This is a genomic window from Novosphingobium sp. BF6 (assembly GCF_058273105.1).
The window spans coordinates 2,658,458-2,684,203 of sequence record NZ_CM177775.1; the positions used below are offsets into that span (position 1 = coordinate 2,658,458).

The 25,746-nt window shown below is 65.2% G+C and carries 22 protein-coding genes and 1 tRNA gene; 12 read left to right on the forward strand and 11 right to left on the reverse strand.

The features are described 5' to 3' along the window. Positions 1-34: 34 nt before the first annotated feature. Entirely contained in the window at positions 35-784 is a 750-nt protein-coding gene (locus AC4D6D_RS13040) for an SDR family oxidoreductase (RefSeq protein WP_491325643.1), read from the reverse strand. Between the two features lie 103 nt (positions 785-887). Here AC4D6D_RS13040 and AC4D6D_RS13045 point away from each other — a divergent pair, with 103 nt between their 5' ends. Both AC4D6D_RS13045 and mtgA read left to right on the forward strand, forming a co-directional pair. Further along, complete coding sequence (locus AC4D6D_RS13045) at positions 888-1,268, forward strand: winged helix-turn-helix transcriptional regulator (protein ID WP_147215678.1); 381 nt, start codon at positions 888-890, stop codon at positions 1,266-1,268. Positions 1,269-1,389: 121 nt separating this feature from the next. Then, positions 1,390-2,055, forward strand: a complete 666-nt coding sequence (gene mtgA, locus AC4D6D_RS13050; RefSeq protein ID WP_491327248.1) for a monofunctional biosynthetic peptidoglycan transglycosylase — start codon at positions 1,390-1,392, stop codon at positions 2,053-2,055. A gap of 12 nt (positions 2,056-2,067) precedes the next feature. Here mtgA and AC4D6D_RS13055 read toward each other — a convergent pair whose 3' ends face one another. Then, entirely contained in the window at positions 2,068-2,454 is a 387-nt protein-coding gene (locus AC4D6D_RS13055; protein WP_491325644.1) for a DUF1801 domain-containing protein, read from the reverse strand. Between the two features lie 114 nt (positions 2,455-2,568). Beyond that, positions 2,569-5,193 carry a TonB-dependent receptor domain-containing protein gene (locus tag AC4D6D_RS13060; RefSeq protein ID WP_147215682.1) on the reverse strand — a complete coding sequence of 875 codons (2,625 nt, stop codon included), beginning with the start codon at positions 5,191-5,193 and terminating at the stop codon, positions 2,569-2,571. A gap of 347 nt (positions 5,194-5,540) precedes the next feature. On the opposite strand from AC4D6D_RS13060, the gene AC4D6D_RS13065 reads away from it, so the two are divergent. Further along, on the forward strand, positions 5,541-6,533 hold the full coding sequence (locus AC4D6D_RS13065) for a cation diffusion facilitator family transporter (protein ID WP_491325645.1): 993 nt from the start codon (positions 5,541-5,543) through the stop codon (positions 6,531-6,533). A gap of 155 nt (positions 6,534-6,688) precedes the next feature. Here AC4D6D_RS13065 and clpX read toward each other — a convergent pair whose 3' ends face one another. The 4 genes from clpX to AC4D6D_RS13085 form a co-directional block, all read right to left on the reverse strand. Then, complete coding sequence (clpX, locus tag AC4D6D_RS13070) at positions 6,689-7,951, reverse strand: ATP-dependent Clp protease ATP-binding subunit ClpX (protein WP_147215686.1); 1,263 nt, start codon at positions 7,949-7,951, stop codon at positions 6,689-6,691. 166 nt (positions 7,952-8,117) lie between these two features. Further along, a complete protein-coding gene (gene clpP, locus AC4D6D_RS13075; RefSeq protein WP_147215688.1) occupies positions 8,118-8,786 on the reverse strand; it encodes an ATP-dependent Clp endopeptidase proteolytic subunit ClpP in 669 nt (222 codons plus the stop codon). A 189-nt stretch (positions 8,787-8,975) separates the two neighbouring features. Further along, positions 8,976-10,535 carry a trigger factor gene (gene tig / locus AC4D6D_RS13080; protein ID WP_491325646.1) on the reverse strand — a complete coding sequence of 520 codons (1,560 nt, stop codon included), beginning with the start codon at positions 10,533-10,535 and terminating at the stop codon, positions 8,976-8,978. 78 nt (positions 10,536-10,613) lie between these two features. Continuing rightward, positions 10,614-10,697, reverse strand: a tRNA-Leu gene (locus tag AC4D6D_RS13085). A gap of 177 nt (positions 10,698-10,874) precedes the next feature. On the opposite strand from AC4D6D_RS13085, the gene AC4D6D_RS13090 reads away from it, so the two are divergent. After that, positions 10,875-11,036: a hypothetical protein gene (locus AC4D6D_RS13090; protein WP_186829887.1), complete on the forward strand. Its 162-nt coding sequence runs from the start codon at positions 10,875-10,877 to the stop codon at positions 11,034-11,036. A gap of 27 nt (positions 11,037-11,063) precedes the next feature. Here AC4D6D_RS13090 and sppA read toward each other — a convergent pair whose 3' ends face one another. Then, complete coding sequence (sppA, locus tag AC4D6D_RS13095) at positions 11,064-12,971, reverse strand: signal peptide peptidase SppA (RefSeq protein ID WP_491325647.1); 1,908 nt, start codon at positions 12,969-12,971, stop codon at positions 11,064-11,066. 214 nt (positions 12,972-13,185) lie between these two features. Here sppA and AC4D6D_RS13100 point away from each other — a divergent pair, with 214 nt between their 5' ends. Both AC4D6D_RS13100 and AC4D6D_RS13105 read left to right on the forward strand, forming a co-directional pair. Beyond that, positions 13,186-14,166, forward strand: coding sequence for an aspartate carbamoyltransferase catalytic subunit (locus AC4D6D_RS13100; RefSeq protein WP_491325648.1), 981 nt, complete (start codon positions 13,186-13,188; stop codon positions 14,164-14,166). Next, positions 14,163-15,404, forward strand: a complete 1,242-nt coding sequence (locus AC4D6D_RS13105) for a dihydroorotase (RefSeq protein ID WP_491325649.1) — start codon at positions 14,163-14,165, stop codon at positions 15,402-15,404. The genes AC4D6D_RS13100 and AC4D6D_RS13105 overlap by 4 nt, the downstream gene beginning before the upstream one ends. 297 nt (positions 15,405-15,701) lie before the next feature. Here the strand turns inward: AC4D6D_RS13105 and AC4D6D_RS13110 are convergent, their stop codons facing one another. Both AC4D6D_RS13110 and AC4D6D_RS13115 read right to left on the reverse strand, forming a co-directional pair. Continuing rightward, a complete protein-coding gene (locus AC4D6D_RS13110; protein ID WP_491325650.1) occupies positions 15,702-16,895 on the reverse strand; it encodes an SPOR domain-containing protein in 1,194 nt (397 codons plus the stop codon). Between the two features lie 2 nt (positions 16,896-16,897). Then, positions 16,898-17,635, reverse strand: a complete 738-nt coding sequence (locus AC4D6D_RS13115; RefSeq protein ID WP_147215922.1) for a ParA family protein — start codon at positions 17,633-17,635, stop codon at positions 16,898-16,900. Between the two features lie 287 nt (positions 17,636-17,922). Here AC4D6D_RS13115 and AC4D6D_RS13120 point away from each other — a divergent pair, with 287 nt between their 5' ends. The 5 genes from AC4D6D_RS13120 to AC4D6D_RS13140 all read left to right on the forward strand — a co-directional run bounded on the left by AC4D6D_RS13120 (position 17,923) and on the right by AC4D6D_RS13140 (position 22,291). Continuing rightward, on the forward strand, positions 17,923-18,966 hold the full coding sequence (locus AC4D6D_RS13120) for an SPOR domain-containing protein (RefSeq protein ID WP_491325651.1): 1,044 nt from the start codon (positions 17,923-17,925) through the stop codon (positions 18,964-18,966). Between the two features lie 75 nt (positions 18,967-19,041). Next, positions 19,042-20,343: a DUF418 domain-containing protein gene (locus AC4D6D_RS13125; protein WP_491325652.1), complete on the forward strand. Its 1,302-nt coding sequence runs from the start codon at positions 19,042-19,044 to the stop codon at positions 20,341-20,343. 69 nt (positions 20,344-20,412) lie between these two features. Further along, on the forward strand, positions 20,413-20,607 hold the full coding sequence (locus AC4D6D_RS13130; RefSeq protein WP_086493477.1) for a (2Fe-2S)-binding protein: 195 nt from the start codon (positions 20,413-20,415) through the stop codon (positions 20,605-20,607). 112 nt (positions 20,608-20,719) lie between these two features. Next, positions 20,720-21,205, forward strand: a complete 486-nt coding sequence (gene bfr, locus AC4D6D_RS13135; RefSeq protein WP_147215701.1) for a bacterioferritin — start codon at positions 20,720-20,722, stop codon at positions 21,203-21,205. A gap of 33 nt (positions 21,206-21,238) precedes the next feature. Beyond that, positions 21,239-22,291: an NAD(P)H-dependent flavin oxidoreductase gene (locus AC4D6D_RS13140; protein ID WP_491325653.1), complete on the forward strand. Its 1,053-nt coding sequence runs from the start codon at positions 21,239-21,241 to the stop codon at positions 22,289-22,291. Here the strand turns inward: AC4D6D_RS13140 and AC4D6D_RS13145 are convergent. After that, positions 22,284-24,425, reverse strand: a complete 2,142-nt coding sequence (locus tag AC4D6D_RS13145) for a prolyl oligopeptidase family serine peptidase (RefSeq protein WP_491325654.1) — start codon at positions 24,423-24,425, stop codon at positions 22,284-22,286. The two genes, AC4D6D_RS13140 and AC4D6D_RS13145, sit on opposite strands and share 8 nt — an antisense overlap. A gap of 134 nt (positions 24,426-24,559) precedes the next feature. Here AC4D6D_RS13145 and AC4D6D_RS13150 point away from each other — a divergent pair, with 134 nt between their 5' ends. Continuing rightward, a complete protein-coding gene (locus AC4D6D_RS13150; protein ID WP_491325655.1) occupies positions 24,560-25,714 on the forward strand; it encodes an AI-2E family transporter in 1,155 nt (384 codons plus the stop codon). The last annotated feature ends 32 nt before the right edge of the window (positions 25,715-25,746 follow it).

The window sequence follows — 25,746 nt, forward strand, 5'->3', positions numbered from 1 at the left end:
CATTCGCAAATGTTCCTTACCAGCGGAGAACCGCTCAATGCGCGGCGGCGTTCAACGCCGCAAAAGTCCGCGCATGACGCCCTTCCGCCTCGGCATTGCGCAGGAAGCCGAGACGCTCGACGCCGATCAGCTCGGGCGTGGGCACAGCTGCAAACAGGCCCATCACTTCGTCGATGAAGGCGTCCAAGGGCATATAGCCCTCGCGAGTCGACTGGCCGGGCGTCAGTTCGGTCTGCACCGCAGGCGGCGCCAGTTCGATCACTTCGACCACGCCCTTGAGCGCAAAGCGAAGCGAATCGCTCCACGAATGGATCGCCGCCTTGGTCGCCGAATAGACCGCCGCGCCCACCAGCGGCACGAAGGCGAGGCCGGAGCTGACATTGACGATCGCCGCATCGGCCTGTTCGCGCAAGTGGCCGATCAGCGCGTCGGTCATGCGGATCGGGCCGAGCAGATTCGTGACCACGCAGGCCTCGGCGCGGGAGAGGTCGCGCGGGATCGAAACGTCCTCCAGCGGCATGATCCCGGCATTGTTGACCAGCACGTTGAGCGCCGGGAACCGCGCAAGGATCTCCACCGCGAAAGCCGCGATGGCCGCCGGATCGGCCACGTCGAGCGCGAAGGCATGGATATTCTCGCGGCCTCTCGCGGTTTCTTCCAGGCTGGCAAGCGTGCGCCCGGTGACGATCACGACATTGCCGGCATCGTGCCAGCGCTGGGCCAGTTCGCGCCCGATGCCGGTGCCGCCGCCGGTGAGAAGTAGGGTGTTGCCGCTGGTCTTCATGGAACTCGCTCCTGTGAGAAGAGATTGCGAGAACGGATGTAAACCGATACTCTCTTTTGGAAAGTAGGCACCCCAAAGTGCTGTAGTTACCTGAGAGTAAGAAATGGAAAATCCGGCGATCACCCGCTACTCGAACGTGCCCGGCGTCGATGCTCTCGTCAACGAACTGATCGGCCGCGTCGCCGACAAGTGGACGCTGCTGGTGCTGGAGGCCCTCGAGGAGCACGGCGAGAGCCGTTTCAGCGCCCTTGCCCGCGCCGTACCGGGGATCAGCCAGAAGATGCTCACGCAGACCTTGCGCCAGATGGAGCGCGACGGCTTCGTCCACCGCACCGTCCATCCGGTGATCCCGCCCCATGTCGACTACCGCCTCACCCCGCTGGGGCACAGTCTGGGCGAAGCTTTCTGCAGCGTCTGGCTCTGGGCCGAAGCCCATCTCGAAACCGTCGCCGCCGCCCGCGCCGATTTCGACAGCCGCGACTGATTTTTGCGCCGCGCCGTGGAAAGCGCAGGCGCAGGCATCTTTTCCGCTGCGTTCGATATCGCTAGTCAGGGCACCGGACGGTGGGCATCCCCGCACGCCGTATACGGGGCTTACCTCTTTGCTGCGCATCCTTGCCAAGACCGTCTTCTGGTTCGTCGCGATCAGCGTGGGGCTGACCGTGCTCTACCGCTTCGTACCGCCGCCGGTGACGGTGACGATGCTGGTGGACGGCAACGGCATCACCAAGGACTGGCAGCCGCTGAGCCGGATCGACCGCAACATGGTCGCCGCCGCCATCGCCGCCGAGGACGGCAAGTTCTGCACCCACAACGGCTTCGACACTACCGCGATCGAGAAGGCCTTCGAGCGCAATGCCGCGGGCGGCCGCCTGCGCGGCGGCTCGACGATCAGCCAGCAGACCGCCAAGAACGTCTTCCTCTGGCAGGGCGACGGCTGGACGCGCTATCTGCGCAAAGGCCTGGAAGTCTGGTTTACCTTCCTGATCGAGAACCTGTGGGACAAGCGGCGGATCATGGAGATCTACCTCAACGTCGCGGAGACCGGCATCGGCACGTACGGCGTGGAAGCAGGCGCCCAGCGCTACTGGGGTCAGTCGGCCTCGAACCTGACGACGATCGAGGCAGGCCGCATGGCCGCCGCCCTGCCCAGCCCCAAGACCCGCAGCGTGAAGAGCCCCTCCGGCTTCACCCGCCGCTACGGCAATACGATCGCCGCCCGAATCGGCACCGTGAAGACCCAGGGTCTCGATTCCTGCGTTTACGACTGACGAAACCCGCGCCTAACCGCGCACAGGCCTACCGGAGAGATTGAGCGCGATCGCCGCTCTGATCAGTGCCGTCAAAGCGGGTTCGTTGATGGCGTCCCCCTCATGAAAATCGATGGCGCGGCGCTGGTTGCCGTCGAGACTGGCGTTGAACAGCCCGGAAGGATCGTCCAGCGCCGCGCCCTTGGCGAAAGTCATCTTGACCGCCGCCTTGTAGGTCTCGCCGGTGCAGATCATGCCCCCGCGATACCAGACCGGCACCCCGCGCCACTTCCAGTCCTCGGTAATCTCCGCATCGGCAGCGAGGATCACCTCGCGCAGCCGCGCCAGCATTTCCCCTCGCCAGTCGCCAAGTTCGGCGATCCGGGCATCGATGCGCTGCGATGGTCCTGGCTCAGCCATTACCGCTCCCCTCACCGTTTTGAATCGAGAGTTTCGCAGAAGTGCATAGCAGATACGAAAAAAGGGAGGGAACTCGCGTTCCCTCCCCTTCCGATTTCCAACTATCGGTTGGGCTTAGAAGCCCATGATGAGAGTGGCGCTGATGGCGCGCGGTGCTCCGAAGTTCACGAACGTGCTGGAATTGTTCGCCAGCGTGTCGAGACCGCCCGAGAACGAACCGACGTAGAACTTGTCGAACAGGTTGCTGACATTCAGCTGAACTTCGCTGTTAGCCAAGCCCAAGCTCTCGAGCTTGTAGCGGACGTTGAGGTCCACAACGGTGTAGCTCTTGAACTTTGCACCCGGGTAGATCGTGGTCGGCGTACCGTTGACGTTCACCGACTGGATTTCGCCATTGAGGTCGTTCAGGAAGCGCGAGCCGGTATACTTGGCCTGCGCACCGAACTGGAAGTCGCCCAGATCGACCTGGGCACGACCGCCGAACAGCCACTCAGGCGAACCACGCTCACGCTTGCCTGCGGTACGCAGGTAGCTGACGCCGTTCGTGGTGTAGCACAGACCGGCACGGGAGATGTCGCCAGTGGCTGCACAGCTGTTGGTGATCGTGTCGTTCTCGATTTCCGACTTGATCCACGATCCGAAGACATAGAGCGACAGCGGCTGAACCGGCTGAACCGACAGGCTGGCGTCCACGCCGTACTTCTTCACCTTGCCCAGATTGGTGTCAGTCGCGTTGCCGTCGATGTCATATGCCGTGACGAGACGGTTGTTGTACGAAGAATACCAGCCAGTCAGCGACGCCTGAACGATCCGCGACGCATAGCGCAGGCTCAGGTCGAAGCTGTCCGACGTTTCCGGGGTGCGGTATGACGAAGGATCGTTCGCAGGGAAGTAGAATGAGTTGTACAGCGTATCGGTGCTCGGCACCGACAGGTTCTTCGAGTAGCTACCCGCGATGCTGACTTCCGGCGCGATCTTGAACGTAGCGCCAACGTTCGGAAGAATCTTGTCGTAGTGCAGCTTGCGCGACTGCGGCACAGCCGCACCCGTCGCCTTGCCCGTCGTCGGATTGTACGAATAAGGGTTGGCTGCGATGTAAGCAGCCATCTGGTCGGCGGGGACGCAATTCACGAAGGCGCCTGAAGCACCACCGCTGTTGGTGGTGAAGCAGTTCTGCGTCAGGTCTCGGCTGAAGAACGGCGCGGCAACGCCGAGCACGACGGTCAGCTTGTCTTCCAGGAAAGTACCGCGATATTCACCGGCGATCTTATTGAGCGTAGCATAAGAGTCACGATCGCGCTTCTGCAGGACGTTGCCGGCAGCGTCGGTCACCGGATCGTTCACCGGGAAAACGTCGAACGGCTCGCCGCTCGGCTTCAGGAAGCCGGCAGCGCCGGTCTGGCGGTGATGCGCGCGGTCGAACGAATACGACAGGCGGATACGGTTCGTATCGTTGATTTCGTAGGCGAGGTTTGCGATCGCCACGTAACGGTTGGTCTTGGTCTGGCTCGGCTGCAGCAGGGTAACGCGATCAAGGATATCGCCGTCGCCATTCAAGTCACGGCCGAAGTAGAACTGACCGCCATAGTTACCGGTGCCGGTGAATACCGGCTGACCGCCAACAAGCTGGGTATAGGCGCTTTCATAGGCAGAGGTGGTGCCACCGCCGTTAGCCTTGGTGTACTGATACGCAGCGTCGACCGACAGGCTCAGCTTTTCGGTCAGGTGGAAAAGCGAAGCCAGACGAACGTTGCCGGTGTTCGACGGATTGTAACGGCGCTCGAACGACGTGCCGCAGCTGTTGGGAGTGTCTGCGAGGCCGGGACGCGCGGCCGCCAAGGTGCAAGGATAGCCGCCGGTGATATCATAAAAACGGCTGGACTTGTCGCCGGTGATGGCATTGGGCCGCAGCGGCGAACCACCGAAGTTGTTCCGGTTCTCGTTGTAGTGACCCGAAAGTGCGATGAAATCGCCGTTGTCGCCCAGCGGCTGATAAATCTTGGTGTTGAACTGCTTCTTCTCGACCTTGCCGTAGTTGGCGAAGGAGGGCCCGTTGCGCAGATACGAACCGGTGAAGAAGGCGCGCGTGCCACTGGAGTTCAGCTCACCGGTCTCCACCTTCGCAAAGAAGCGCTGGTAGGAACGATCGACACCACCCGCACCTTTCGCGGCGATATCGCCATAAGACGTGCTGGTCATGATACCGAACTGTTCGTCAGGCACCTTGGTATTGATGTTGACGGTGCCGCCAACCGCCGAGGCAGTGGGGCTGTCCACGTCGGTCGAGCCGAGGTTGACGTTTACGCGCTCGATGATTTCGGCGTCGACTTGCTGGTTCGAATAGACTGCGTAGTTGCCCGAGTCGTTCAGCGGAATGCCGTCGAACGTCTGCGAGATGCGGCTGGAATCGAAGCCGCGAATGGTGAACGAGCCGCCGCTCGATCCCCAGGGGTCGTTGTTCGTGAAGCTTACACCGGGCACCAGGTTGATCATTTCGTTGACCGTCTGGCCGGCACGCTGCGAGGCGATGAAATCTTTGCCGATCTCTACCTTCGCCTTGGGCGAATCAGGAGTACGGATGCCAACGATGCCTTCGCCGATGCGGCCACCCGTGACCACGATGGTGTCACCATCGAAGTCTGCCGAGCCGGTCGACTGCGCGAATGCCGGGACGGCCAGGAACGCGGCGCCGACGGCGAGCGAGCTGGTCGCGGTGGAGAGAATGGTCTGAAACTTCATCTTAGCCCCCTGGAAACCTTCAGAGTGGTTGGAACCGAATGCGGAAATAGGTTGCCCCGCCGCAGGTTTGCTGCGGCTGCTAAGAGCAGCGCAATATGACAATCCTCTGACACACGGGATTCATTTTCGATCTTCTTCGCGCAATTTTCTGACTCAAATTTCCGCCCGCCACGATCAACAGGTATTTTTCCTGAAATTTCTGCCGTTTAAGCGCCAATATGACAATATTGGGTGAGGCATAAATGTCACGCACCGCGACTTCCGGGTCGCAGCCCGCGAGGCGCGAGAAGGATGTGATGTTACGTCATCGCTTGCTGTTAAGGTCCGGCGCATGCGATGAATTTGCCATGGGCGTCGCACACCAGCATCATCAAGACCACTCCGATCGCGGACATGGCAAGGGTCATTCGCACGGGCATGGGCATGGCCACTCCCATGGCCATCATCACCATGGTCCACCTCCTTCCGGAGACGTCGGCAAGGCCTTCGCAATTGCGGTAGGACTGAATGTCGTCTTTGTCATTGCGGAGGCTGCCGCCGGGTTCTTCAGCGGCTCGATGGCGCTGCTCGCCGACGCGGGACACAATCTCTCCGACGTCCTTTCGCTGCTGCTCGCCTGGGCCGCCAGCGTGCTCGCCGCACGGCCACCCTCGGAGCGCTTCACTTACGGCCTCAAGAGTTCCTCCATTCTCGCAGCGATCGCCAATGCCGCGCTGCTCTGGGTCGCCATCGGCGCGATTCTGGTCGAGACGGTCCGCCGGTTCGCGGAGCCTGCGCCAGTCATGGGTACGACGATGATCGCCGTCGCCGCGCTCGGCATCGCGGTGAACGCCTTGTCGGCCCTGCTCTTCGCCAAGGGCAGCAAGTCCGACCTCAACTTGCGCGCCGCCTTCGTCCACCTGATGGCCGATGCGGCGGTGTCGGCGGGCGTAGTGATCGCCGGTATCGTCATTCTGTTCACCGGCTGGCAGATCGTCGACCCGATCGCCTCGCTGGTCATCACTGCCGTCATCGCCTGGTCGAGCTGGGGTCTGCTGCGCGAGTCGCTGACGATGGGGATGATGGCCGTGCCGGAGAGCATCGACATCGCCGCCGTGCGCGCTTTCCTCGAAAGCCAGCCCGGCGTCACCCGCGTCCACGACCTGCACGTCTGGCCGATGAGCACGACCGAGACGGCGCTGACCGTGCACCTCGTCATGCTCGGCGCCGATCGCGGCGACGGCTTCCTGCACAAACTGGCCCACGATCTGGAGCATCGTTTCGGCATCGGCCATCCCACCGTCCAGATCGAAACCGACGCCGAGTCCCCCTGTGCGCTGGAAAGCGAGACCGTCGTCTAGGTCGGCAATTCGGAGCTGCTGGCTTCCTTCGCTGCGCGCGCAATGACGAAGGTTGGGCGGGCAATACGAAATTCACGCAAAAGAAAAAGGCCCGCCCGGACGAACCGGACGGGCCTTTTCATGATCCGACCCCGAAAAGCCGGAATTCAGATGCCTCAGGCGGCAGCTTCCGCCTTGTCGCCCTTGAGGACGCGGACGGGTTCCTTGCGGCCTTCGACCACTTCCTTGTCGACCACGACTTCGGCGATATCGCCTTCGGTCGGCAGGTCGAACATGGTGTCGAGCAGCAGGCCTTCCACGATCGAGCGCAGGCCGCGCGCGCCGGTCTTGCGGTCGATGGCCTTCTGGGCGATCGCCTCAAGCGCCTCGTCCGTGAAGGTCAGTTCGACGTCTTCGAGGTCGAACAGCTTCGCGTACTGCTTGATCAGCGCGTTCTTCGGTTCTCGCAGGATCTTGACCAGCGCCTCGATGTCGAGGTCGTTGAGGGTCGCGATCACCGGCAGACGGCCGACGAATTCGGGGATCAGGCCGAACTTGAGCAGATCTTCCGGCTCCGCCTTCTGGAGCAGTTCGCCCACGCGGCGCTTGTCCGGATCGGCGACATGCGCGCCGAAGCCGATCGAGCGCTTCTGGAGGCGGTCGGCGATGATCTTCTCAAGGCCCGCGAAGGCGCCGCCGCAGATGAACAGGATGTTGGTCGTGTCCACCTGCAGGAATTCCTGCTGCGGGTGCTTGCGGCCGCCCTGCGGCGGAACCGAGGCCGTGGTGCCTTCCATCAGCTTCAGCAGCGCCTGCTGCACGCCCTCGCCCGAAACGTCGCGCGTGATCGACGGATTCTCGGCCTTGCGGCTGATCTTGTCGATCTCGTCGATGTAGACGATGCCGTGCTGCGCCTTCTCGACGTTGTAGTCGGAAGCCTGGAGCAGCTTGAGGATGATGTTCTCCACGTCCTCGCCCACGTAACCGGCTTCGGTCAGCGTGGTGGCGTCGGCCATGGTGAAGGGCACGTCGAAGGTCTTGGCGAGCGTCTGCGCGAGCAGCGTCTTGCCCGAACCCGTGGGACCGACAAGCAGGATGTTCGACTTGGACAGTTCCACGTCGCCCTGCTTGCCGCTGTGCTTCAGCCGCTTGTAGTGGTTGTGGACAGCCACCGACAGCACGCGCTTGGCGCGTTCCTGCCCGATCACGTAGTCGTTAAGCGTCTCGCAGATTTCGCGGGGAGACGGCACGCCGCCGTCCTTCTTGCCCGCAATCCCGGCCTTGGTCTCTTCGCGAATGATGTCGTTGCAAAGCTCGACGCATTCGTCGCAGATGAAGACCGTGGGTCCCGCGATCAGCTTGCGCACTTCGTGCTGCGACTTGCCGCAGAAGCTGCAGTAGAGGGTGCTTTTCGCGTCAGATCCGCTCAATTTCGTCATTTTCCGTCTTTAGGCCATTTCCGGGCGACTCATCAAGTCTACCTTGGAGGAGGCCGGTTTTGCAATCCTGAGACCGATATGGGTATCCCCATAACCGTTGCAAAGGTCATAACCCCTGCAAGGATTGAGGCCGGAACTCCGTAAAATTCCGGCCTTGCGGTCGTGCTCAGGCTTCGGTGGGCTTGTCCCCGTCGGGGCGGGTCTCGAAGACCTTGTCGACGAGGCCGAACGCCAGCGCTTCCTCGGCTTCGAGGAAGGTGTCGCGGTCCATCGCCTTCTCGATCTCGTCGAGCGACTTGCCGGTGTACTTCACGTAGAGATCGTTGAGACGCTTGCGCATCCGCAGGATCTCGCGCGCCTGGATCTCGATGTCCGAAGCCATGCCCTGGGCGCCGCCCGAGGGCTGGTGGACCATGATGCGGGCGTTCGGCAGGGCGATGCGCATGCCCGGCTCACCGGCGGCGAGCAGGAAGCTGCCCATCGAGGCGGCCTGGCCGATGCACACGGTCGAGACGCGCGGCTTGATGTACTGCATGGTGTCGTGGATGGCCATGCCGGCCGTCACCACGCCGCCCGGCGAGTTGATGTACATCGAGATGTCCTTCGAGGGGTTTTCCGACTCGAGGAACAGGAGCTGCGCGACGATCAGCGAGGCCATGTGGTCCTCGACCTGGCCGGTGATGAAGACGATGCGCTCGCGCAGGAGGCGCGAGTAGATGTCGAAGCTGCGCTCACCGCGGCTGGTCTGCTCGACGACCATCGGCACCAGCGCGCCGGTCACGGGATCGGTAGTGAACTTTCCTTGGGCGCCCGAAGCGCCAAACAGGTCGAGCATGGGAGTCCTCTTCTGGTTTGGACCGCCTATGTCGCGTGCCCGTGGCCGATGTTCAAGGGCTTTAACGATCTAACGCGGATGGACGTGGAAAACCTCATTCCATCGTCGATACGAAAACGGCCCGGCGCATCTGCACCGGGCCGCTTCGTGACGATCGGTCACCCGAAGGAGGCCGTCATCCGAAGGAGGTCAGTCCTTCTTGGCGGCAGCCTTCTTGGCCGGAGCCTTCTTGGCGGGCTTGGCTTCCGCCTCGCCTTCCGCAGCGGCTTCGTCCTTCTTGGCAGCAGCCTTCTTCGCCGGAGCCTTCTTCGGCTTTTCCTCGGCGGCAGCTTCTTCGGCAGGAGCTTCCGCTTCGTCCTTCTTGGCGGCAGCCTTCTTCGCCGGAGCCTTCTTCGCAGGCTTCTTGGCTTCGACCTTCTCGCCGTCGGTGTCGGCTTCGATGGCGGCCTGCAGCTCGTCGCGGGTCACTTCACGCTCGGTGACTTCGGCCTTCTCGATCAGGAAATCGACGACCTTGTCTTCGTAGAGCGGCGCGCGCAGCTGGGCAGCCATCATCGGGTCCTGCTGGACATATTCGAAGAAGCGCTGGCGGTCTTCCGGACGGTACTGCTGAGCGGCCTGCGAGACCAGCATCTGCATTTCCTGCGCGGTGACTTCGACGCCGTTCGACTGGCCGATTTCCGACAGGAGCAGGCCCAGACGCACGCGGCGCTCGGCGATCTTGCGGTAGTCGTCCTTCTCGGCTTCGATCTCGGCGAGAGCGGCGGCCGGGTCTTCCTCGTGGCTGGCTTCGTGGGTCAGCTGCTGCCAGATCTGCGCGAATTCGGCTTCCACCATGGTCGGCGGAACGTCGAAGTCATGGCCGGCGGCAAGCTGGTCGAGCAGCTGGCGCTTCATGGCGGTGCGGGTCAGACCGGCAGTTTCCTGCTCGAGCTGGCCCTTGAGTAGGCCCTGAAGCTGTTCGAGGCTCTCGAGACCCAGTTCCTTGGCGAAATCGTCGTCGATCTGCGATTCGGCAGGGGCCTTCACTTCGTGGGCGACGATGTCGAAGGTGGTTTCCTTGCCGGCGAGGTTCGCGGCCTGGTAGTCTTCGGGGAAGGTCACGGTGATGACGCGCTCGTCACCGGCCTTGATGCCGACGAGCTGCTCTTCGAAACCGGGGATGAAGCGGTTCGAACCGATCACCAGCGGGGCCTTCTCGGCCTTGCCGCCGTCGAACTCGACGCCGTCGAGCTTGCCGGTGAAGTCGATGATGACCTGGTCGCCATCGGCGGCCGCACCGTCCTTGGTCTCGAAACGCTGCTGCTGCGAAGCGATGCGCTCCACGGCTTCGGTCACGGCGTCTTCGGCCACGGGCACGACCAGCTTTTCGAGCTTGAGGCCGTCAAGCGAGGGCGCGGCGATCGTCGGCAGCACTTCGAGGCTGACGGTCAGCTCGGCGTCCTTGCCCTGCTCGTAACCTTCGCCGAGGGCGACGTCGGGGTTCATCGCCGGGCGCAGGGCGTGGTCGGCGACCAGCTTGTCCATGGCTTCGCGGATCGTGGCGTTCAGCGCGTCCTGGTGGATCGCTTCGCCGTGCATCTTCTTGACGAGGTTGGCCGGAACCTTGCCGGCGCGGAAGCCGGGCATCTTCACCTGCGGGGCGATCTTCTTGATCTCGCCCTCGACGCGGGCGGTGATGGTCGTGGCGGGGATGGTCACCGTGTAGGCGCGCTTCAGGCCTTCGTTGGTGGTTTCGACGATCTGCATTTCAAATGCCTTCCTGTGCAATTCAACGGGCCTTAGGGGGCCAATTCTCGCGACCTCATCTCCCCCAGGGCGGCGTAATGGTGCGGGCGAAGGGACTCGAACCCCCACATCTTTCGATACTGGTACCTAAAACCAGCGCGTCTACCATTCCGCCACGCCCGCAAAGATCGAAGCCTGAAACTCAAGGGACGTGCCCTTATAAGGACACGCGGAAAAGGGCAAGCGCCGCGAGTCGCGCGTGTGCAAGTCGCGGGCACTTCCTGTTTCCTCTCCCGGCAACTTGTCCTGTGCTTTCGGGTTTATACCCAGACCCCCACCGCAAACACGAGAGAGGCGATCATGGCCACCCAGCCTGCCGACAATCCGGGCGACACCCCGCCCGAGACCCCGACCCTTCCCACCGATCCCGACCAGCCCACCGCACCGACGGAAATGCCCGAGACCGGCCCGGACTTCGACCAGCCCGAGACCGGACCGGTCGAAATGCCGCCCCCGGATTGAGTTCAGGCGGACTGAGTTTCGGCAGGGCTAGTCCCTGCCGAAGAAGCGCGCGAGGCTTTCCAGCATCGAAAGCTCGCGCGCGTTCACGGCTTTTGCACGCCCCGGCACGACCGGGCATTCGAGGCAATAGACCTGTGCCCCGCGCGTCGTGAACATCGCCCCGGCCTGTTCGGCCAGTCGTGCGAACTGCTGCTGGCGGCGCACCGCCACGAAGCTGGAGAAATCGAAGGCAGCAGCGGATTTACGGGCGGATTCGCTCGCCGAATCCGAGGTCAGCCCGCCAAGGAACTTCGAGAACGAATCCTGGTCCTCCTTCAGATAGACCGCCTGCCACTTGCCGTTGCCGACGCCGCCGAGGCGGGCCGCTTCGGCCAGCGCCGCATCGAGGTCGCCGATCTTGTCCACCAGCCCGATTCGCTGCGCTTCCTGTCCCGGCCAAACCCGGCCCTGCGCGATCGAATCGAGCTTCTCCGGCGTCATTTTCCGCGCGGCGGCGGAGAGGCCGACGAACTTGCGATAGGTGTTCTCGATCGAGGCCTGGAGCATGCCCTCCACTTCCGGCGTAAAGCCGCCGAGAATGTCGGGTTGGCCGGAAAGCGCCGTCGTCTTTACGCCGTCGCTGGTGACGCCGTAGTCGCCCAGGGCCTTCTCGAAGCTTGGGATTACCGCGAAGACGCCGATCGAGCCGGTGATCGTCTCGGGCTGCGCGAAGACCTGCTGGCCCGGCGTCGAGACCCAGTAGCCACCGCTCGCCGCGACATTGCCCATCGAGACCACGATCGGGATCTTGCGCTCCTTGTAGCGCACGATGGCCCGGCGGATACGCTCCGCCGCCATGGCCGAGCCGCCCGGCGAATCGACCCGCACGACCAGCGCCTTGAAGCCCTGGTCGATATTCTCGTCCAGCAGTTCGGCGATGCGGTCGCCGCCCGCCTTGCCCGGCCCGGCATCGCCGTCGACGATCTCGCCCGCCACGGTGACGACGCCGATCTTCGCGCCCTCGGCCTTCTCCGGATTGGCGGCAAGCCATGCGGCGAGGCGATTGGCCTTGTACGGCAGGTCGCTGGTGCCTTTGGCCGCCTCGTTCTTGCCCGCGATCCCGGCAACGCGGTTCTGGAATTCGGTGCGGTCGCCGATGCGGTCGACGAGACCGGCGGCCTTGGCGCCTTCGGCAAAGTCGCCGCCCGCAGCCTTCGACCAGGCGACGGGATCGCCGGTCATCCGGTCGAGCCCGGCCTTGGGCCGCGCCCGGGCGATATCGGCCTTGTAGCCGCTCCACAGCGCGCCGTAGATGTCCTCATAGGCCTCGCGCGCGGCGGGGGACATGTCGTTTCGCAGATAGGGCTCGACGAAACTCTTGTAGGTGCCCGCGCGGTAGACGTGGGCATTGACCTTGAAACGGTCGAGCAGGCCCTTGAAATAGACCTGGTTGCCGCCCGGCCCGGCTACGAAAGCGCCGCCCATCGGATCGACCCAGACCTCGCTGGCATGGGCGGCGAGCTGCACGCCGTCGTCGGCATAGGCATTGGCGAAAGTCAGCACCGGCTTGCCCGCCTTGCGCACCGCGTCGAGCGCCTTGCCGATCTCCTCGATGTGGACCATGCCGCCGCCGAGGAAGCGCGACATGTCAAGCACGACGACCTTGATCCGCGCATCCGTCGCCGCCAGCCGCAGCGCCCGCTCGATGTCACGCGCCTGATACTCGCCGGCCGGCGATTCCGCGCTCATCAGCAGCTTGAGCGGATCGACTTTGCTCTTCTCCTCGACGATGCTGCCGTCGAGATCGAGCAGCAACGCGCCGTCCACGATCTTGCCCGGCGCGGGCCGCGAGGACAGCGCGGCATAGAGCAGCGCAAAGAACAACAGCAGGAAAATCAGGGCCAGGGCGTCTTTCACGCCCACCAGCAGGTTCCAGATCTTGCGCGCGAACGTCATGAATTCACCAGCCTTTCGATGCCTAGCCATAACGGGCGAAAAGCCCCGCGGCCAGAGCAAGCAGGTCATGGCCGAAACGATAGACCCCACCCGTGTGAAGGGTGTGCTCAACCCTCCGCAAAGGTATCCCGAGCAAAACCGCAGGACGGAGATGGTTCCTCACGCAACAAACCACTTGAGCCGACTCCGCCCCGTGCCTAAGGCCTTGTCTTCGATGACAGCTCCAGAATTCATATATCCGGAAGGCTCCGCAGCCTTCCCGCACCGCAGCCTCGTGGGCATCGGCGGCCTGGCCCCGCACGAGATCATGTTCCTCCTCGACGAGGCCCAGCAATGGGTGGAGCTGAACCGCGGCACGCAGAAACGCCGCGACCTTCTCTCCGGCCTGACGATTATCAACGCCTTCTTCGAGAATTCGACGCGCACGCTGCTGAGCTTCGAGATCGCCGGCAAGCGCCTCGGCGCCGACGTGGTCAACATGGCCGTCGCCAATTCCAGCGTGAAGAAGGGCGAGACCCTGATCGACACGGCATGGACTCTCAACGCCATGCGCGCCGATGCCATCGTCATCCGCCATGCCAGTTCGGGCGCGGTGCACCTGATCTCGAACCTCGTCGACTGCCCGGTGCTCAACGCCGGTGACGGCCAGCACGAGCACCCGACCCAGGCCCTGCTCGACGCCCTGACCATCCGTCAGAACAAGCGCGCCTTCAACGGCCTGCGCGTCACCATCTGCGGCGACATCCTGCACAGCCGCGTCGCCCGCTCGAACATCCTCGCGCTCAACTCGCTGGGCGCCGAAGTGCGCGTCTGCGCGCCGCCCGCGCTGCTGCCCGCCGATATCGAGCGGATGAACGTGCAGGTCTTCCACGACTTCGACGCGGCGCTGAAGGGCGCCGACGTGGTGATGATGCTGCGCCTCCAGCTCGAACGCATGGAAGGCCAGTTCATCCCCTCCCCGCGCGAATATCGCCACCTCTACGGCCTCTCGCTGGAGCGCCTCGCCAAGGCGGAAAGCAATGCCCTCGTCATGCACCCCGGCCCGATGAACCGCGGCATCGAGATCGACAGCAATGTCGCCGACCTCGTCGGTCGCTCGCAGATCACCACCCAGGTCGAAATGGGCGTCGCCATGCGCATGGCCTGCCTCGAAGTGCTGACCCGAAGAGCGCGCGGTGTGGAGGGCTGGGCATGAGCAACAACGCCCCCCTGACCGTCACTGGCGGCAAGCTGGTCCTTCCCGACGGCACCATCGTCCCCGGCGCGCTGCGCAGCGAAGGCGGCTTCATCACCGCCCTCGGCGCCGATGTCACGCCCCAGCCCGGCGACGAAGTCCACGACGCGCGCGGCAAGCTGATCGCCCCCGGCCTCGTCGACATCGGCGTCTTCGCCATCGACAAGCCCGCCTTCCACTTCGGCGGCATCACCCGCGCCGCGCTGATGCCCGACCAGAACCCGCCGCTCGACGTGCCCGCGCGCGTCCGCTTCGCGGCCCAGTCGGGCAAGCCGGACCTCTGGGTCCACCCGCTCGCCGCCGCCACCCAGAACCTCGAAGGCAAGGCCCTCGCCGAAATCGCCCTGATGCGCGACGCCGGGGCGAAGGCCGTCACCACCGGACGCCAGTGGATCGGCGATTCAGGCACGATGCTGCGCCTGCTCCAGTACACCGGCATGCTCGGCATGGTCGTGCTCACCCACCCCGAGGACGCCGGGATCACCGGCAAGGCCGTTGCCACCTCGGGCGAGATGGCCACCCGCCTCGGCCTGCCCTCCGCGCCCGCCGAAGCCGAAGCCCTCGCCATCGCGCGCGACATCGCCCTGGCCGAACTGGCAGGCGCCGCCATCCACTTCCGCAAGGTCACGACCGCCAAAGGCCTAGACCTCGTGCGCCGCGCCAAGGATCGCGGGCTGAAAGTCACGGCAGGCGTCACGCCCGCCTACTTCATGCTCTCGGACCTCGCCCTCGCGGGCTTCCGCACTTTCGCCCACCTCTCCCCGCCGCTGCGCTCGGAAGACGACCGCAAGGCCGTGATCGCCGCCGTGGGTGACGGCACGATCGACGTCATCGCCTCCGGCCACGACCCGCGCGGCCCCGAGGACAAACGCCTGCCCTTCGCGGACTCCGCACCGGGCATGGCAGGCGCGGAAACACTGCTGCCGCTGACGATGAACCTCGTGCGCGACGGCGTGATCTCGCTCTCGCGCGCCTTCGAACTGCTCGCCACCAACCCGGCACGGCTGCTCGGCGTCAATGCGGGCAAGCTCGAAGTCGGGGCCGAGGCGGATATCGCCGTGATCGATGCCGACCGTCCGTGGATCGTCGATTCGGACAAGATGGCGGCTGCGGCCGGGAATACGCCGTTCGACAAGCAACCCGTGCAGGGGCGCGTGCTGGCGCTGTTCAAGGGCGGCGTTGCCGTTAAGGCCAAGTAAGAGAAGGGATAAAGCAGGGGAGCATAGCCCCCCTGCACCCCCAATAATGTCTAGGTCACGCGGACCAACTCCGTTGCGCGCTCATGGCTGGGTCGGGAGACATAATGGCTGCGCCGCGGGGAGCGCACGACGGATAGGTCGCGCACAACGTCGCCAATTCCGAGGGTCTGGGGATCATCCCCCAGGACTTTCACTTTTTTAACTTCCCTGAAACCAAAAAAGACGGCCCCTGTCCGAAGACAGGAGCCGTTTAGTTCACATGGAACTCAGATGCGAGGCAACGACCTCGCGGAAACTTCAAAGCTCGGCGCGGCGGGTCTGGCTCATCCGGACATTGCCGGGCAGAGGCCGCTGCTGCGCGTAGGCAAGGCAGGCATTGCCGCTCTGCCGCAAGCTGGAGCAGACAGACTGCGCCGTGCGCTGGTCGAACCCGCCCGCCGCGACGCGGTAGTAGGTCAGACCGTTCACTTTCGCCTCGGTGATGCGTAGATCATGCCCTTTTAGCGCAGGATTGCGCGACTGGAAAATACCCCAGGCCTTTTTAGCACCGTCCATCGTCCGGAACGAGCCGAGCTGGACGAGGTGCGTGCCCGAAACGGCGACCTTGGGCGCGGCAGGCTTCGGCGCCGGACGCACGGCAGCACGCGCAGGGGCGGGCGGCGGCACGGGCGCTTCGTCCTGCGGCTGATAGGCGCCCCAGAAACTTTCGCCACTCTGCACAGGCGGCAATTCGGCCTCAGGCGCGGGCGCGGGAATTTCGGCCTTCGCGAACTGCGGCGCGGCGGCAGGTGCGTTCAGCGCGAGCATCGTGGGCTGTCCGGGATCGGAACGCAGCGGCGCGCCGATCAGTCCGGCGATCCGCGCGCGCGACTGGTCGGGGCGGGCCGCTTTCGCCCACTCGCCGAGGCGCGCGTCGAGCTGGTCGGCGGGAACGTCCTGCGAGGCGATAAGCCGCGCCTCGCGCCAGCGTCCGTCGAGGGCATAGGCATAGGCGAGGTTCTGGCGCGCCTTGGGCGTGTTCTCGCCGCCGCGCACCACGTCGGTCAGGATATCCACACCTGCATCCGGGCGTCCGGCAAGGGCCACGGCGAGGCCGTAGTCGCTGGCGGAGATGCCGTTGCGAAAGCGCTGGAGCACGGCCATGGCCTCCGCTCCGCGCCCGGCACCGATATAGGCAAGCGCAGTGCTGAGGCCGGTACGCGGGCTTTGATCGCCCAGCGAAATGGCATCCTCGAAAGTCGTTGCCGCCGAATCGAAGCGCCCGGCGGCGAGATAGCTCTGGGCAAGCGCGGCACGGGCCGAGGCATCGCGCGGCGAGCGGGCGACTCGCTGTTCGGCGCGGGAGAGGTCCTTGTCGGCGGGTTCGCCGGGGGCCGCCGATGAACCGGCACGGGCGAAAGGTGCCTGTCCGGCGCAGCTCACCAGCAGCACGGCGCCCATGGCGGTGCAGATCGCGAGCCCTGCATGGCGCAGACGGAGATTGGCCTTCATCGTCATGCCCCTGCGACGCCCCCGGTGATCCGGCGTCCGAAGCCGCCGACCGGGCGCGGTGCACCGGGCATGACGGGCTGGCCGGTGAGGCCCGGCGCCGAGAACACGGTGCGGCGGAAATTGCGTTCGAGCCGATCGGAAACGTAGTTCCACAGCGCGGTCACTTCCTGCGCGGAACGGCCGTTCGGATCGACTTCCATGACGGTGCGGCCGTCGATCATCGAGGCGGCGAAGTCGGTGCGCTGGTGCAGCGTGACCGGCGCGACGGTGCCGTGCTGCGACAGCGCGACGGCGGCCTCGGCGGTGATGCGGGCCTTGGGCGTCGCGGCGTTGACCACGAAGATCAGCGGCTTGCCCGCGCGCTCGCAGAGATCGACGGTGGCGCCGACGGCGCGCAAGTCGTGCGGGCTGGGGCGGGTCGGCACGACGATCAGTTCGGCGACCGAGATCACGCTCTGGATCGCCATGGTGATGGCGGGCGGGGTATCGATGACGGCCAGCTTGAAGCCCTGCTGGCGCAGCGCCTGCAAGTCATTGGCCAGACGAGCCACGGTGGTCTGCGCGAAGGCGGGGTATTCGGCCTCGCGCTCGTTCCACCAGTCGGCTAGCGAGCCTTGCGGATCGATGTCGATCAGCACGACCGGCCCGGCACCGGCGCGCTGTGCCTGCACGGCGAGGTGACCGGAAAGCGTGGTCTTGCCCGAACCACCTTTCTGCGATGCCAATGCCAGTACGCGCAAAGCCGTTACCCCCTGAGCGCCGTAGAAAAATCGGCGCCTCACAAGAAGCTGGATCGCAGATCGTTCCTAATTTAGGGTTAACCCCCCTATGCCGGTTACGCGCCGTTTTGGCAGGATCGGTCGCTCTTTATAGCGTCGGAATTAACGTGATTTTCGCTCTTCCCCGGCCATTCTGCGACTTACCAGAGCATTCCGGCAGGAACTTTCGCTTCCACGGCCGGACCAGAACCAGGAATTAGAGGCTGGCCGACGTGCGGAAAAATCGACGCTCCCTTTCGCTGGGTCTCGTGCCCCTTGCCTTCGCCGTCAGCCTCGCCGCCGCGCCCGTCCTCGCGGACGTAAAGGCCGGAGTGGATTCGTGGACCGCAGGCCACTACGCCGCCGCAGTGCAGCAGTGGAGGCCGCTGGCCGACAAGGGCGATGCCGATGCCCAGTTCAACCTCGCCCAGGCCTACAAGCTGGGACGCGGGGTGCCGGTCGATCTCGGCAAGGCGGAAGCGCTTTACGGCAAGGCCGCCGCGCAAGGCCATGTCCAGGCCTCGGACACTTATGGCCTGCTCCTGTTCCAGCGTGGCGAGCGGGCGCAGGCCATGCCCTATATCCGCAGTTCCGCCGCACGCGGCGATGCACGGGCGGAGTACATCCTCGGGCTGGCGCATTTCAACGGCGACGTCGTGGAAAAGGACTGGGTGCGCGCCTATGCCCTCGTCAGCATGGCGCAGCGCGCGGGTCTGGTGCAGGCCACCGGCGCGCTCGCGCAGATGGACGAGCATATTTCGCTGGCAGACCGGCAGAAGAGCGTCGCCCTCGCCGCCCAGCTCACCGCACAGGCCGACGCGACCCGCGTGAGCGAGGCAACCGGGGCGGAACTCGGCACCGTTCCCCGCGCCGTAGCGGCACCGCGTGTCGCCGCCGCCCCCGAAAGCCCGGCCCGCGCGGGCGCTGACTACACCCTGCCCGTGATCGCTCGCCCAGCGCCCCCGGCTCCGGCGAAAACTCCGGCGAAGGCACCTCCGAAAGTGGCCGTTGCGCAATCCTCTCCGCCACCCGCACCGAAACCGGCCCCCAAAGCCCCGCCCCGCCCTGCCCCGGTAGCCGCGAGCGGCGGCGTCTGGCGACTCCAGCTCGGAGCTTTCGGCGTTCCCGGCAATGCCGAAAGGCTCTGGGCATCGCTGGCGAAACGCCCGGAAATGACCGGTGCGAAACGCCAGCTCGTTCCCGCCGGAAAGCTCACCAAGCTCTATGCCGCCGGATTCGCCAGCAAGGCGCAGGCGGACAAGGCCTGCGGCGCACTCAAGGCCTCGGGCCACGAATGCATCGTCATCTCGTAGTTTTCAAAGGTCCGCGCCGGTCGTCGTGGACGAGGCACATCTGATCGCTTACTCTCCCGCGCAGGGAGACAGGGAATGCTGGAAGCGATCACGGGCGAAAACGCCCGAACAGCTACACGCGCGTCGATGTCATGGCGGCCACCCGATGCGGGAGGACGGCTGGCGACGCTCGACCTTATCCGCGGCGTGGCCGTGCTGGGCATTCTCGCCATCAACATATCCGGGTTCGCCGGACCCAGCCCGGGCGCGCTGACGCCGGACTTTCCCGCCCGCGCCACTCTGCCCGACGAGGCCGCCTGGGCTTTCGGCTTCCTGTTCTTCGAGGGCAAGATGCGGGCGCTTTTCGCCATGCTGTTCGGCGCGGGCATCGCCCTTCAGTGCACGCGCATGGACGCCGCCGGGCAGGACGGGGACCTGCTACAGTTTCGCCGTCTCTGCTGGCTGATGGTGTTCGGCACACTCCATTACCTGCTGCTGTGGTGGGGCGACATCCTGTTCGTCTACGCCTGCTGCGGGATTGCGGTGCTGTTCCTGCGACGCCAGCCCTGCGCGGTGCTGTTGGGCGTTGCCGCCGGGATCATCGTCACTGCGACGGTGGTGGACTTGTGGTCGATGCTGCCCCTCGCCCGCGCGGAAGAAGCAGTCCGTTTCGGCACCGCGAGCGCGGCGCAGCACCGGGAAGTGCTGGCGCGGCTCGATCTCTACCACGCCAATACGGCGGGGCAGATACGGCTCTATCGCGCGGGTTTCCTCGATATCGCGCTCTCCAAGCTGCGCGGCGATCCGTTCTGGCTCTTCACCATGACCGCCCATGCCTGGAGCGAAGTCTTGCCGCTGATGCTGCTCGGCGTAGTGCTGCTACGGAGCGGGTTCTTCGCCGGAGACTGGCCGGCGCACTGGATGAAGCGCCTGCGAATCGGTGCGACCGCCATCGGACTTGGCCTCACCCTGCTGGTGCTCGCCTGGGCCTGGCCGCGCCATTTCCCGCCGATCGCCATGGCCATGCTGCTCGGCGAAGCGCTCTGGCCCGCGCATCTGCTTCTGGCGCTGGGCTATGCCGCCCTGCTCCTATGGGCGACGCCGCGCCTGATCGAGACCCGGCTCGGCCAGCGGATCGTCGCGACGGGGCGGGTGGCCTTCACCAACTATATCGGCACCACCCTGCTCATGTGCGGCCTGTTCTACGGCTGGGGCCTGAACCTGTTCGGCAAGGTGGGCCCGGCCGGGCAATGGGCCTTTGTCCTGCTCGGCTGGATCATGATGCTGACCTGGAGCGCGGCCTGGCTGAGTCGCTATCGCCGAGGCCCGCTTGAGCTGCTCTGGCGCTGCCTTACCTTGCAAAAACGGCTGAAAAACCGCCGTGCGGCAGTAGTTTGAGAGAAAAATCAACTCCGCTATTGCGATCCATTTGCATTTGCATATGATGGTCCTCAAGAGGATCGCACCATGTACGTTTGTATCTGCAATGCCATTCGTGAGACCGACCTGCGCACCGTCGCCCGCTGCTGCCGCGGCGATGCGACAGCGCTCTACGGCGCTCTCGGACATGCACCGCAGTGCGGACAGTGCCTGGACGATGCCGAAGACATTATCGCCGAGGAATCGGCAAGCGCCAACGCGCCGCTGAGCGCAGCAGCCTGACCCTGCAACAAGGCGGGTTACACCTGGCTTCGGCCGGGTGTTTTCGCGTGCCTGCTTGCCTTGTGGGGCAGGAAAGGCCATAAACCGCCCGAACAGATTCAGGAGTATTCCCATGAAGGGCGACCAGCAGGTCATCGATTTTCTCAACAAGGCGCTCTTCAACGAGCTGACCGCGATCAACCAGTACTGGCTGCACTACCGCATGCTCGACAACTGGGGCATCAAGAAGCTCGCCGAATACGAGCGCCACGAATCGATCGACGAGATGAAGCACGCCGACGTGCTGGCCGACCGCATTCTCTACCTCGACGGCCTCCCCAACTTCCAGGCCCTCGGCAAGCTGCGCATCGGCGAAAGCGTCGAGGAAATCCTGAAGGCCGACCTCGCGCTCGAACATGACGCAATCCCGCTGCTCAAGGACGCCATCGCCCACTGCGAGACCGTGCGTGACTTCGTCAGCCGCGAAATCTTCGCTCGCATCCTCGAAAGCGAGGAAGAGCACGTCGACTTCCTCGAAAAGCAGTTCGACATGATCGAGCGCATGGGCATCCAGAACTACTGCCAGCTACAGAGCAAGCCGGCGGGCGAGGGAGAGTAAGTCCGGACGGCGCGCGAAAAGGTATTCCCGGACATGGACTTTCTCGCGCGCCTCGGCCTTTCGAAACCCCTGATACAGGCGCCGATGGCGGGCACGTCCACCCCCGCCCTCGCCGCCGCAGTCTGCGATGCCGGAGCGCTCGGCTCGCTCGCCCTCGGGGCCATCGCCCCCGACGAGGCCCGGCGCCAGATCGCCGACCTTCGCAGCCGCACCGCGCGGCCCTTCAATCTCAACCTCTTCGTGCACGAGACGCCGCAGCCCGATCCTTCAGGCGAAGCGGCTTGGCTGGACGTGCTCACGCCCGTCTTTGCCGGGTATGATGCCCAGCCCCCCGTCGCACTGGAGACGATCTACGAGAGCTTCGCAGGCAATGCGGCCATGCTCGATGTCGTGCTCGAAACGAAACCCGCCGTCGTCAGCTTCCATTTCGGGCTGCCCGATGCGGCCACCATCGCAGCGCTCAAGCGGGCGGATTGCCTGCTCCTCGGCAGCGTCACCAGTCTGGCCGAAGCGGAGCTTTCGCTGACGGCGGGGATCGACGTGCTCGTGGCGCAAGGCTGGGAAGCGGGCGGCCATCGCGGCATGTTCGACCCCGATGCGCCGGACGACCGGCTCGGCACTTTCGCGCTGACCCGCCTGCTGGTCGCGTGGGGCAAACTGCCGGTGATCGCCGCAGGCGGCATCATGGACGGCGCCGGTATCCGCGCCGCGCTCGATCTCGGCGCAGTGGCCGCGCAGCTTGGCACGGCCTTCATCGCCTGTCCGGAAAGCAGCGCCGATGCGGGCTATCGCACGCTGCTCGCGTCCGACGCCGCGCAGCACACGACGATGACGCGGGCGATCTCGGGGCGCCCCGCGCGCTGCCTCGCCAATCGTTTCACGGAATTCGGAGAGCGGGCCGACCTGCCGCCCTTCCCCGCCTATCCGCGCACCTACCATGCCGGAAAGGCGCTCAACGCCGCCGCGAAAGCGCGCGGCGAGACGCGCTTTGGCGCGCAATGGGCGGGACAGGGCGCGCCGTTGTCCCGCGCGATGCCGGCGGCGGAGCTGGTCGCCCTGCTCGCCGCCGAACTTTCGCTTACTTAGCTTCCGCTGCCGGAGCGGTCTTGCCGGTCTGTATCTTATCGGTCCGGTACTTGTCGAACCATGCTAGGATCGCCGAAGCCTTGGCCGCTGATTGCGAGGGCCGCGCGGCAATGCCGCCGTGGCTCGCCCCCGGCACCTTGACCAGCGCCGTCGGCACGCCGCGAATCTGGAGCGCCGCGTAATACTGCTCGGCCTCGCTGACCGGGGTGCGGAAGTCTTCCGAGCCAACGACCACCATCGTCGGCGTCTTGACGTTGCCGACCAGGCTCAACGGCGAGCGACGCCAGTATTCCATGGGGTCTTCCCAGGGCTTCTTGTCGAACCAGTAGCGCGAGGTGAACGGCGTGGCGTCCATCGTCAGCGCCTCGCTGATCCAGTTGATGACCGGCTTCTGCGTCACCGCCGCCTTGAAGCGGTCGGTCTTGCCGACGATCCACGCGGTCAGCACGCCGCCGCCCGAACCGCCGGTAACGAAGAGGTTGTTGGGATCGGCCACCCCGTCCGCGATCGCGGCATCGACCGAGGCGATCAGGTCGTCGTAGTCGGTGCCGGGATAGGCACGGTCGATCAGGTTGGCGAATTCCTCGCCGTAGGAGGTGCTCCCGCGCGGGTTGGTATAGAGCACCGCATAACCGTGCGCCGCGTAGAGCTGGTAATCGGTCGCGAAGCCCGGCGCATAGGCGGTGTTCGGTCCGCCGTGGATTTCGAGGATCAGCGGCGCCTTCTGGCCCGGCGCAAGACCCGGCGGCGTCACCAGCCAGGCGTCGATCGCGCGGCCATCGGGAGCGGTCACCGCCAGCTTGCGCACTGGCGCGAGGGCCTTGGCATCGAGCCAGGTGCCGTTGAGATCGGTCAGCTTGCGCCCTGCCCCGCCATTACTGACCCAGAGATCGGCGGGACGCTGGGTGGTGCCAGAAGTATAGGTCACCCGCCCGTTCTTCGAGACACTGAAGGCGCCGCCGGTATAAGGCCGGTCGAAGTGGTCGCCGGGGCTGAGACCCTCGACCACGTTCTTGCGCGAACCGTCGAGGCCAACGCGGGCCACGTAAGTCTTTGCATGGTCGTCGTACTGCACCATGATCGCCGCATTGCCCGCCCAGTCGAGCGCGTCGATCGAATGGTCGAAGCCCTTGGTGAGCAGCCGCGAGCCCGAACCGTCGCTGTTCATCACATAGAGGTCGGAATTCTCGTAGGAACGATTCACGTCATCATAGCCGAGATAGGCGATGTGCTTGCCGTCAGGCGAAACTTTCGCGCCGGAATCCGGACCGTTGCGCGAGGTCAGCGCCGTCACCGCGCCGCTGGCGAGATCGAGCGCGTAGACTTCGGAATTGTTGATGTCGTGCTGCCAGTTGTCGTGGCGGTTCGCGCTGAAGACGATGCGCTTGCCATCCGGGGTCCAGGACAGCGGGCCGCCATCGTCGAAATCGCCGAAGGTCAGCTGGCGCGGCGCGCCGCCGTCGGCCGAGACCACGAAGATGTGGTCGTATCCCGGCTGCGCATAACCGCCACCGTCGAAGCGGTAGGTCACGCGGTCGATCACCTGAAGCGGTTCGGCCCACTGCGCGCCTTCCGGGCGATTGGACGGTTGCGAACCCATCTTGAGCCCCTCGCCCGGCACCCGCATGGTATAGGCGATCCGGGTGCCGTCCGGCGACCACGAGAGGCTGCCCGGACTGTCGGGAAGACCCGTCACCTTGACCTTGGCGCCGCCGTCCAGCCAGAGCACATAGAGCTGCGGCGCGCCGCTGCCGTCGCTCGACACGTAGGCCAGTCGCTTGCCGTCCGGCGACCAGCGCGGCGAGAAATGCGCACCGGCGCCGGTGACGAGCGGGCGCTGCACGCCGCTGGCGGCATCGACCAGCCAGATCGACGGCACGACCTTGTCGGTCATCACGTCTGCGGCGGCGCGGACATAGGCGATGCGGCTGCCGTCCGGCGAGATTTGCGGGTCGGTGGCGCCGGCCAGCTTGAACAGGTCGTCGGGGGTGAAGCCCCGCTCCGGTCCCTTGGTCGCAGGCGCCGCATCCGCAGCAAAGGCGGACGAGAGCGGAACGACGGCGCAGGCCAGCGCGAGAGCGGCCAGACGGAAAGCCGGGCGCGAGGCCGGGCGGGGGGCCAGATTACTGGGCAAAATGGAAAACTCCTGCTCGAAAGGCGGATGGCCCTGTCTTGCCCAGGCTTCCTGAAAAATCCAGACTTCGTGAAAAATCCAGTCACCTCGGCCAGCGGCCTTGTCCAAGGCGAAATCATGCTAAGACGCGAGGCATGGAGCAACCTGAACGTCCCCCCTACACCATCGAGGACTATGGCTTCGGCGTCCTCGTCATTCTCGTCACCGCCGCATTTGCCTGGCTGCTGCTGCCCTATTTCGGCGCCGTGCTCTGGGGCGTGGTCGCCGCGATCCTGTTCCAGCCGCTGACCGCGAAGCTCGCGACCGCCCTCGGCGGGCGCAAGAGCCTGGCGGCGGGCCTCATGCTGCTGGCACTGCTGGCGCTGTTCATCATCCCGACGATCCTGCTGGGCGTCAGCCTCGTGCAGGAAGTCTCGAACATCTACGATCAGGTGCGCGGCGGCCAGATCGACATTCCCCGCATGCTCGAACAAGTCCGCGCCGCCGTGCCGGAATCGCTGGAACGCCTGGTAGACCGCTACGGCCTCGCCGATTTCGAGAACTTGCGCCGCCAGTTCGGCGCGGGCATCGCCAACGGGTTGCAGGGCCTCGCCGCGCGGCTGCTCTCGGTCGGCCAGGGCGCCTTGAGCTTCCTCGCGGCGCTGGGCGTGATGCTCTACCTCACCTTCTTCCTGCTGCGCGACGGCGACCGCTACGGCGCGCTGATCCGCGACGCCATGCCGCTGCGCCCGCACCTCCGCGACCGGCTCGTCGCCAATTTCGTCGTCGTCGTGCGGGCGACGATGAAGGGCACGGTGGTCGTTGCCGTGGCGCAGGGGCTAGTCGGCGGCACGATCTTCTCGCTGCTGGGCATCCAGGGCTCGCTGCTCTGGGGGGTGATGATGGGCTTCTTCTCGCTGCTACCCGCGGTCGGCACCGGCCTCGTCTGGGTGCCGATGTCGGCCTACCTGCTGGCGACCGGCCATATGTGGCAGGGCGGGGTGCTGGCCTTCTGCGGCCTCTTCGTGATCGGCATGATCGACAATATCCTGCGCCCGATCCTGGTCGGGCGCGACACCCGCATGCCAGACTTCGTGGTGCTGATCGCGACGCTGGCAGGCCTGCAGATCTTCGGCCTCAACGGCTTCATCGTCGGCCCGGTGATCGCCGCGCTGTTCATCGCCGTCTGGACGCTGATGCGCGAGATCAAGAACAGCGACGGCATGCTCGAACCCGACGCCATAGAGGTGGCGGAGGAACGCGCCGAAGCGCCGCTATCGGATGCGGAAACCGCGGCGCATCCGTCCTGACACGAAAAATGCCGCCGGAGATCATCTCCGGC

Coding starts and splice junctions, on each gene's coding strand:
- AC4D6D_RS13040 (WP_491325643.1), bottom strand. CDS start 784: ATGAAGACCAGCGGCAACACCCTACTTCTCACCGGCGGCGGCACCGGC.
- AC4D6D_RS13045 (WP_147215678.1), top strand. CDS start 888: ATGGAAAATCCGGCGATCACCCGCTACTCGAACGTGCCCGGCGTCGAT.
- AC4D6D_RS13055 (WP_491325644.1), bottom strand. CDS start 2,454: ATGGCTGAGCCAGGACCATCGCAGCGCATCGATGCCCGGATCGCCGAA.
- AC4D6D_RS13060 (WP_147215682.1), bottom strand. CDS start 5,193: ATGAAGTTTCAGACCATTCTCTCCACCGCGACCAGCTCGCTCGCCGTC.
- AC4D6D_RS13065 (WP_491325645.1), top strand. CDS start 5,541: ATGGGCGTCGCACACCAGCATCATCAAGACCACTCCGATCGCGGACAT.
- clpX (WP_147215686.1), bottom strand. CDS start 7,951: ATGACGAAATTGAGCGGATCTGACGCGAAAAGCACCCTCTACTGCAGC.
- clpP (WP_147215688.1), bottom strand. CDS start 8,786: ATGCTCGACCTGTTTGGCGCTTCGGGCGCCCAAGGAAAGTTCACTACC.
- tig (WP_491325646.1), bottom strand. CDS start 10,535: ATGCAGATCGTCGAAACCACCAACGAAGGCCTGAAGCGCGCCTACACG.
- AC4D6D_RS13090 (WP_186829887.1), top strand. CDS start 10,875: ATGGCCACCCAGCCTGCCGACAATCCGGGCGACACCCCGCCCGAGACC.
- sppA (WP_491325647.1), bottom strand. CDS start 12,971: ATGACGTTCGCGCGCAAGATCTGGAACCTGCTGGTGGGCGTGAAAGAC.
- AC4D6D_RS13100 (WP_491325648.1), top strand. CDS start 13,186: ATGACAGCTCCAGAATTCATATATCCGGAAGGCTCCGCAGCCTTCCCG.
- AC4D6D_RS13105 (WP_491325649.1), top strand. CDS start 14,163: ATGAGCAACAACGCCCCCCTGACCGTCACTGGCGGCAAGCTGGTCCTT.
- AC4D6D_RS13110 (WP_491325650.1), bottom strand. CDS start 16,895: ATGAAGGCCAATCTCCGTCTGCGCCATGCAGGGCTCGCGATCTGCACC.
- AC4D6D_RS13125 (WP_491325652.1), top strand. CDS start 19,042: ATGCTGGAAGCGATCACGGGCGAAAACGCCCGAACAGCTACACGCGCG.
- AC4D6D_RS13130 (WP_086493477.1), top strand. CDS start 20,413: ATGTACGTTTGTATCTGCAATGCCATTCGTGAGACCGACCTGCGCACC.
- bfr (WP_147215701.1), top strand. CDS start 20,720: ATGAAGGGCGACCAGCAGGTCATCGATTTTCTCAACAAGGCGCTCTTC.
- AC4D6D_RS13140 (WP_491325653.1), top strand. CDS start 21,239: ATGGACTTTCTCGCGCGCCTCGGCCTTTCGAAACCCCTGATACAGGCG.
- AC4D6D_RS13150 (WP_491325655.1), top strand. CDS start 24,560: ATGGAGCAACCTGAACGTCCCCCCTACACCATCGAGGACTATGGCTTC.